Here is a 6000-nt window from a genome sequence, read left to right on the forward strand (position 1 = left end):
CCAGCCAATGCCGTACAGATTTCTCTTACACTGTTATCTCAGGTCAATCGCCTCCACGGCTAACGGCATGATGATAAAACAGTAAATTTCTCTGCCTTTTTCTGGATATGGTGTGATAAATCGACCATAGTGTGGAATACGGACGCGAGGCAGCGCCCGTATTGGCATCATGAGCAGGGAAATAATCCAACGATCACAGGTAACGGGCCGATACGCTGGCGGGTTATCTGGCTCAGACACTAATTGAATAAGTAAAAGATTGATACTCAAGGAGTAGAAGCATGCTGATTTTAACTCGCCRTGTGGGCGAAACCTTGATGATTGGTGATGAAGTCACTGTCACTGTATTGGGTGTAAAAGGTAACCAAGTCCGTATTGGTGTGAATGCACCGAAAGATGTTTCGGTACATCGTGAAGAGATCTACATGCGTATTCAGGCCGAAAAAGGCGCACCTGCAGGTGGTCAGAGCGACTACTAACAAGGCAAAAAGAGGTCGACCAAAGGTCGGCCTTTTTTATCCCTGCTTTTCCCGTAAAATCAGAATGAAACGGCGATAAATCCAACAATAGAATTGGGCTTTGGGTGATAATTGTCCATTTGTTGGTGGCAAGACTATTTTTGCCAGAAAAGTGTTTGACATATATGTGGCTCAAAGTAATATGTGCACCCGCAGCGACGGTGAGGTGGCCGAGTGGCTGAAGGCGCTCCCCTGCTAAGGGAGTATACGGTTTGTAGCCGTATCGAGGGTTCGAATCCCTCCCTCACCGCCATGTTGCTGCAGCAAGATAGATGCGCGTCCGTAGCTCAGCTGGATAGAGTACCTGGCTACGAACCAGGCGGTCGGAGGTTCGAATCCTCCCGGACGCGCCATAACTTGCGGTGAGGTGGCCGAGTGGCTGAAGGCGCTCCCCTGCTAAGGGAGTATACGGTTTGTAGCCGTATCGAGGGTTCGAATCCCTCCCTCACCGCCATGATTTACAAGCCTGCCTTGTATTAAGATGTGCGTCCGTAGCTCAGCTGGATAGAGTACCTGGCTACGAACCAGGCGGTCGGAGGTTCGAAYCCTCCCGGACGCGCCATCTCTTCACGGAAGACCCGCAACACGGTTCATGATGAACGTAAGATTGACGACACGCGCTCGTAGCTCAGCTGGATAGAGTACCTGGCTACGAACCAGGCGGTCGGAGGTTCGAATCCTCCCGAGCGCGCCATCTTCAATCTTAAGCAAATCTGTCAGCGCGTCCGTAGCTCAGCTGGATAGAGTACCTGGCTACGAACCAGGCGGTCGGAGGTTCGAATCCTCCCGGACGCGCCATTTTGCTCGCTTCTCTGCCTTATCGCATACCATCCTTCGTTTACTTCTATCGCTTCGATAGTTATCGTTGACCTCTTCATGTCTCTCTGCGTTTCTTTTATATCTCCCTTTACGTTTTGATTGCTTGTCTGTCACGTTCAGTGCGTCGTTTGGACAGTTGATACAAATAATCACGATAGGAAAAAGGTTTTTTCCAAAAGTGCGATAGTCTGAAAATTGGTATCGTTCCCCATTTTATTCGGTGCTCGCGTCAGTGGCTCTCGGCCCTGTATTGACGGTAATTGTATATAAACACTTAGTTTGTTTGGTTTGATCGCGAAGTGGCTAAAAATGCCCATTGGTGGGCGTTATGAGGTAACAAAAACGCAATCGCCAGATTGTCATTGATACGAATTGTTAGTATTTTGAACGCCGTTGATGAGTTTGCCACCAAAATAAATGGATAATAATGGGGGCAATCACTGCTTATAAGTAAGCAATAGTGAGTGTGACAAGGAAGAAACCATGGATTTAGGCCCGCTTTTAGAACAGGCAACGATGCTGATGTTAACCGGCATGGTTGTGGTATTTGTATTTCTTTCGATATTAATTTTTTTGGTCCGCCAACTGGAACGTTTTGGTGACCCTATCCCCCCTGCCGCGGCGAAAGCAGCCGCTCAGCCCAAAGCCCAAGCAGCACCTGACGTATCGCAGCCTTCACCGGATGTGATTGCCGCGATCACTGTCGCTGTTCAGCAGTACCGCCAACGTCACCGTTGAGTGGCCAGGCACATATAAAAAAGGAGTTTGTTATGTCTACGCCGTTAGCTATTACCGATGTGGTATTGCGTGATGCCCATCAGTCGTTGTTTGCCACACGTCTGCGTTTGGACGATATGTTGCCGATTGCCGCCGAGCTGGATCAAATTGGTTTTTGGTCACTGGAAACCTGGGGTGGGGCGACCTTTGATGCTTGTATTCGCTACCTGGGTGAAGATCCTTGGGTGCGCTTGCGAGAGCTCAAAAAAGCGATGCCAAATACGCCGATGCAGATGCTGTTGCGTGGTCAGAACCTGTTGGGTTATCGCCACTACGCCGATGATGTGGTACACAAGTTTGTCGAGCGCGCACATGCAAATGGCATGGATGTGTTCCGGATCTTTGATGCGATGAACGATGTGCGCAACTTCCAAGCAGCGGTGGGCGCGGCGGTGGAAGTCGGTGCGCATGCGCAAGGCACTATCTCTTATACCACCAGTCCCGTGCACACCATGGACACCTGGACAGACTTGGCCAAACAGTTGGAAGATCTTGGCTGTCACTCGCTGTGCATTAAAGACATGTCTGGTTTGCTAAAGCCTTATGAAGCCCATGAGCTGGTGAGCCGTATCAAAGCGGCGTGTGATATCCCCCTATCCTTGCATTGTCACGCCACCACGGGATTATCGACGGCCACCGCCGTCAAAGCGGTTGAAGCGGGCCTAGATGTGCTCGATACCGCCATTTCTTCAATGAGCCAAACCTACGGGCACACGCCGACTGAAACCGTGGTCGCGATGCTCGAAGGCACTGAGCGTGAAACGAACCTCGATCTGAATAAGCTTGAGTCCATTGCCGCTTATTTCCGCACCGTGCGTAAAAAATACGCGCAATTTGAAGGGCAGCTTAAAGGCGTCGACTCACGTATTTTGATTGCACAAGTGCCCGGCGGCATGTTGACCAATATGGAGAGCCAGCTTAAAGAGCAGGGAGCGACCGACAAAATGGACGAAGTGTTGGAGGAAATTCCCCGGGTCCGTGAAGATTTAGGCTATATCCCCTTAGTCACCCCGACTTCGCAAATTGTCGGCTCTCAATCGGTGATTAACGTGCTGACCGGTGAGCGCTACAAGAGTATTACCAAAGAGACGGCTGCATTACTCAAAGGGGAGTATGGAAAAGCCCCCGCGCCGGTTAATGCAACACTTCAGGCTCGCGTGTTAGATGGCGAAGAGGCAATCACCTGTCGCCCTGCTGATAAGCTGGAGCCGGAAATGGACGCGCTGACTCAAGCACTGACCGACAAAGCCGCGGCCGAGAATGTCACTTTAGCGGATCAGACCATTGATGATGTGCTGACCTATGCCCTGTTCCCGCAGGTGGGGTGGAAAYTCTTACAAAACCGAGGTAACCCTGAAGCGTTTGAACCAGTACCAACCGGGGAGCCAACACCTGCACCCGCCGTACCTGAGCAATCAGGCTGGGGTGACGTGGAAACCTACAGCGTGCGTGTTAACGGTCAGGTCTATCAGGTCGATGTAGGGCCAGATGGGGCGCTGGGTGATATTCAGCCAGTGAGTCAGGCGCCAGTATCGACGAGTGCGCCAGCCCCTCAAGCTGCGCCAAGCAACCTTGAGCCGGTGACGGCCCCGCTGGCAGGGAACATTTTTAAGGTAATGGTCACCCCAGGGGAGCATGTCCAGGAAGGCGATGTCCTGATCATTTTGGAAGCGATGAAGATGGAAACCGAGGTGCGAGCTGCCCATGCGGGCACCGTCCAAGACGTACAAGTGAAAGAAGGCGATGCCGTGACCGTCGGCATGCCGTTATTGCACTTAGGATAAGAGGGCAGCATGGAAGGATTAATGATCCTGTGGTCGGAAACTGGACTGGCAAACTTCCAGTGGCCACAGTTGGTAATGATTGCCGTGGGCTGTCTATTGCTCTTTTTGGCGATTCGACGTGGGTTTGAGCCACTGTTGCTCCTACCTATCGGTTTTGGCGCCATATTGGCGAATATACCCAATGCCGGTTTTAACGAGCCAGGCGGCCTGCTCTACTATGTCTACCATGTCGGGATTGATACTGGCGTATTCCCCCTGCTGATCTTTATGGGGGTGGGGGCGATGACCGATTTTGGCGCGCTGATCGCTAACCCGCGCACCTTGTTGCTCGGTGCCGCGGCACAGTTTGGTATTTTTGCTACCTTGTTTGGGGCCATTTTACTTAACTTGGTGCCAGGCATGGCGTTTAGCCTCCAAGATGCCGCTTCCATTGCCATCATTGGGGGCGCGGATGGGCCGACAGCTATCTTCCTCGCCAGTCGATTATCACCGGATTTGCTCGGCGCCATTGCCGTCGCAGCCTATAGCTATATGGCGTTGGTACCCATTATTCAGCCACCCATCATGAAGTTGTTTACCTCTGACAGCGAACGCAAGATTGAGATGAAGCAACTCCGTCATGTGTCGAAGACAGAGAAGGTCCTGTTTCCGCTGGCGGTGCTGATGATGACCATCTTGTTCTTGCCCTCGGCGACCCCGCTGGTTGGTATGTTTTGTCTTGGCAACTTGATGCGAGAGTGTGGCGTGGTAGACCGTTTATCGGGAACGGCGCAAAATGAGCTGATCAACATTGTCACTATTTTCCTTGGTCTGGCGGTAGGCTCCAAATTGGAAGCCGATAAGTTTCTTCAGTTTGAAACCTTAGGGATCTTGGTATTGGGCGCCGTCGCATTTAGCATCGGCACCGGAACTGGGGTATTAATGGCCAAAATCCTTAACCGCTTTAGCCGCGATCCTATCAACCCATTGATTGGGGCAGCCGGTGTATCAGCCGTTCCGATGGCGGCCCGAGTGGTTAACAAAGTAGGACTCGATGCCAACCCGCATAACTTCTTATTAATGCATGCGATGGGACCCAATGTGGCTGGCGTATTGGGCTCAGCGGTCGCGGCCGGGATTTTGCTGGCTTTGGTCGGCTAGCCTTCAGTGATTTGATACCGAGTCGATAAAAAGAAAATAGCGGTAGGCATTGAGTCTGCCGCTTTTTTTGTTAAGACTAGAGGTTTACGCTTTGCAATGGCTCTGTGCTTTATCTCGTCGTCAAGGCGAATACTATTAATAGATACGCCAGCATAAGCACAATGGCATGCGAAAGGAGTCAATATGTCGAATAATCTCTCACTTGCAATCACTGAATTTGGTGCACCAGAGGTACTTACCCCGGTCAATCGTCCGATTCCGTCGCCCTCTGAAGAGCAGGTGTTGATTCAAGTAAAAGCGGCTGGGGTTAACCCCATTGATGCAAAAACGCGAGCAGGGCTTGGTTGGGCTGCTGAGCATAATCGCGATCATTTGCCTTGGGTGCCTGGCTATGACGTTGCCGGGGTAGTGGTGGCGAATGGCACCAATGAAAGCAAGTTTGATGTGGGGGATCGTGTCGCTGGGATGATTGGTTTTCCCACCGAAGGCGGGGGATACAGCCAATATGTGGTCGCCGATGCTGGCTTGTTATCAACCGTGCCGCCGAGTGTGCCTATGGTGGATGCCGCCGCAGTGCCATTGGCAGGGCTGACGGCTTGGCAAGCACTTGAGCATGGTAAACTGGCGCGTGACGAAAAAGTATTGATTTTAGCCGGCGCCGGCGGCGTCGGGCACCTTGCGGTACAGTTAGCCGTTCGTCTCGGGGCCCAGGTTTTTGCCACGGCTTCTGAAAACAATCATGCCTTTTTACGTCAACTGGATGCGACACCGATCGATTACCATCAACCGCATTGGGCTACCGCCAATGGTGAATTTGATCTGGTGATTGATTTGGTGGGAGGAGACACCGCCATTGATGCATTAGCAGGCCTGAAAACAGGTGGGCGTATTGTCACCGTCCCCACTAATACGCGCGATACCATTACCTCCGCGGCTGCCGAGCGAGGGCTGAAGGCGACAGG

The 6000-nt window shown here is 52.0% G+C and carries 5 protein-coding genes and 6 tRNA genes; all 11 read left to right on the plus strand.

Annotated features, from left to right (window positions below; translation table 11 throughout):
• Window positions 1-281 precede the first annotated feature (281 nt).
• Window positions 282-479 (plus strand): carbon storage regulator CsrA, encoded by a 198-nt coding sequence (csrA, locus tag BZG14_RS03825; protein WP_077608024.1) that lies wholly within the window; start codon window positions 282-284, stop codon window positions 477-479.
• A gap of 199 nt (window positions 480-678) precedes the next feature.
• Window positions 679-771 (plus strand) — tRNA-Ser (locus tag BZG14_RS03830).
• Window positions 772-794: 23 nt separating this feature from the next.
• Window positions 795-871, plus strand: a tRNA-Arg gene (locus tag BZG14_RS03835).
• Window positions 872-879: 8 nt separating this feature from the next.
• A tRNA-Ser gene (locus BZG14_RS03840) sits at window positions 880-972 on the plus strand.
• Window positions 973-1003: 31 nt separating this feature from the next.
• Window positions 1004-1080: transfer RNA gene (locus BZG14_RS03845), tRNA-Arg, on the plus strand.
• 55 nt (window positions 1081-1135) lie between these two features.
• A tRNA-Arg gene (locus BZG14_RS03850) sits at window positions 1136-1212 on the plus strand.
• Window positions 1213-1239: 27 nt separating this feature from the next.
• A tRNA-Arg gene (locus BZG14_RS03855) sits at window positions 1240-1316 on the plus strand.
• 504 nt (window positions 1317-1820) lie between these two features.
• Window positions 1821-2075, plus strand: coding sequence for an OadG family transporter subunit (locus BZG14_RS03860; RefSeq protein WP_069363473.1), 255 nt, complete (start codon window positions 1821-1823; stop codon window positions 2073-2075).
• A 32-nt stretch (window positions 2076-2107) separates the two neighbouring features.
• A complete protein-coding gene (gene oadA, locus BZG14_RS03865) occupies window positions 2108-3898 on the plus strand; it encodes a sodium-extruding oxaloacetate decarboxylase subunit alpha (RefSeq protein WP_077608025.1) in 1791 nt (596 codons plus the stop codon).
• Between the two features lie 9 nt (window positions 3899-3907).
• Window positions 3908-5038 carry a sodium ion-translocating decarboxylase subunit beta gene (locus BZG14_RS03870; protein ID WP_069363475.1) on the plus strand — a complete coding sequence of 377 codons (1131 nt, stop codon included), beginning with the start codon at window positions 3908-3910 and terminating at the stop codon, window positions 5036-5038.
• A 183-nt stretch (window positions 5039-5221) separates the two neighbouring features.
• On the plus strand, window positions 5222-6000 hold a 779-nt coding region (locus BZG14_RS03875), incomplete at its 3' end, for an NADP-dependent oxidoreductase (RefSeq protein WP_077608026.1).

It is taken from the genome of Salinivibrio sp. IB282 (genome assembly GCF_001995685.1).
GTDB classification, from domain to species: Bacteria; Pseudomonadota; Gammaproteobacteria; order Enterobacterales; family Vibrionaceae; genus Salinivibrio; species Salinivibrio kushneri.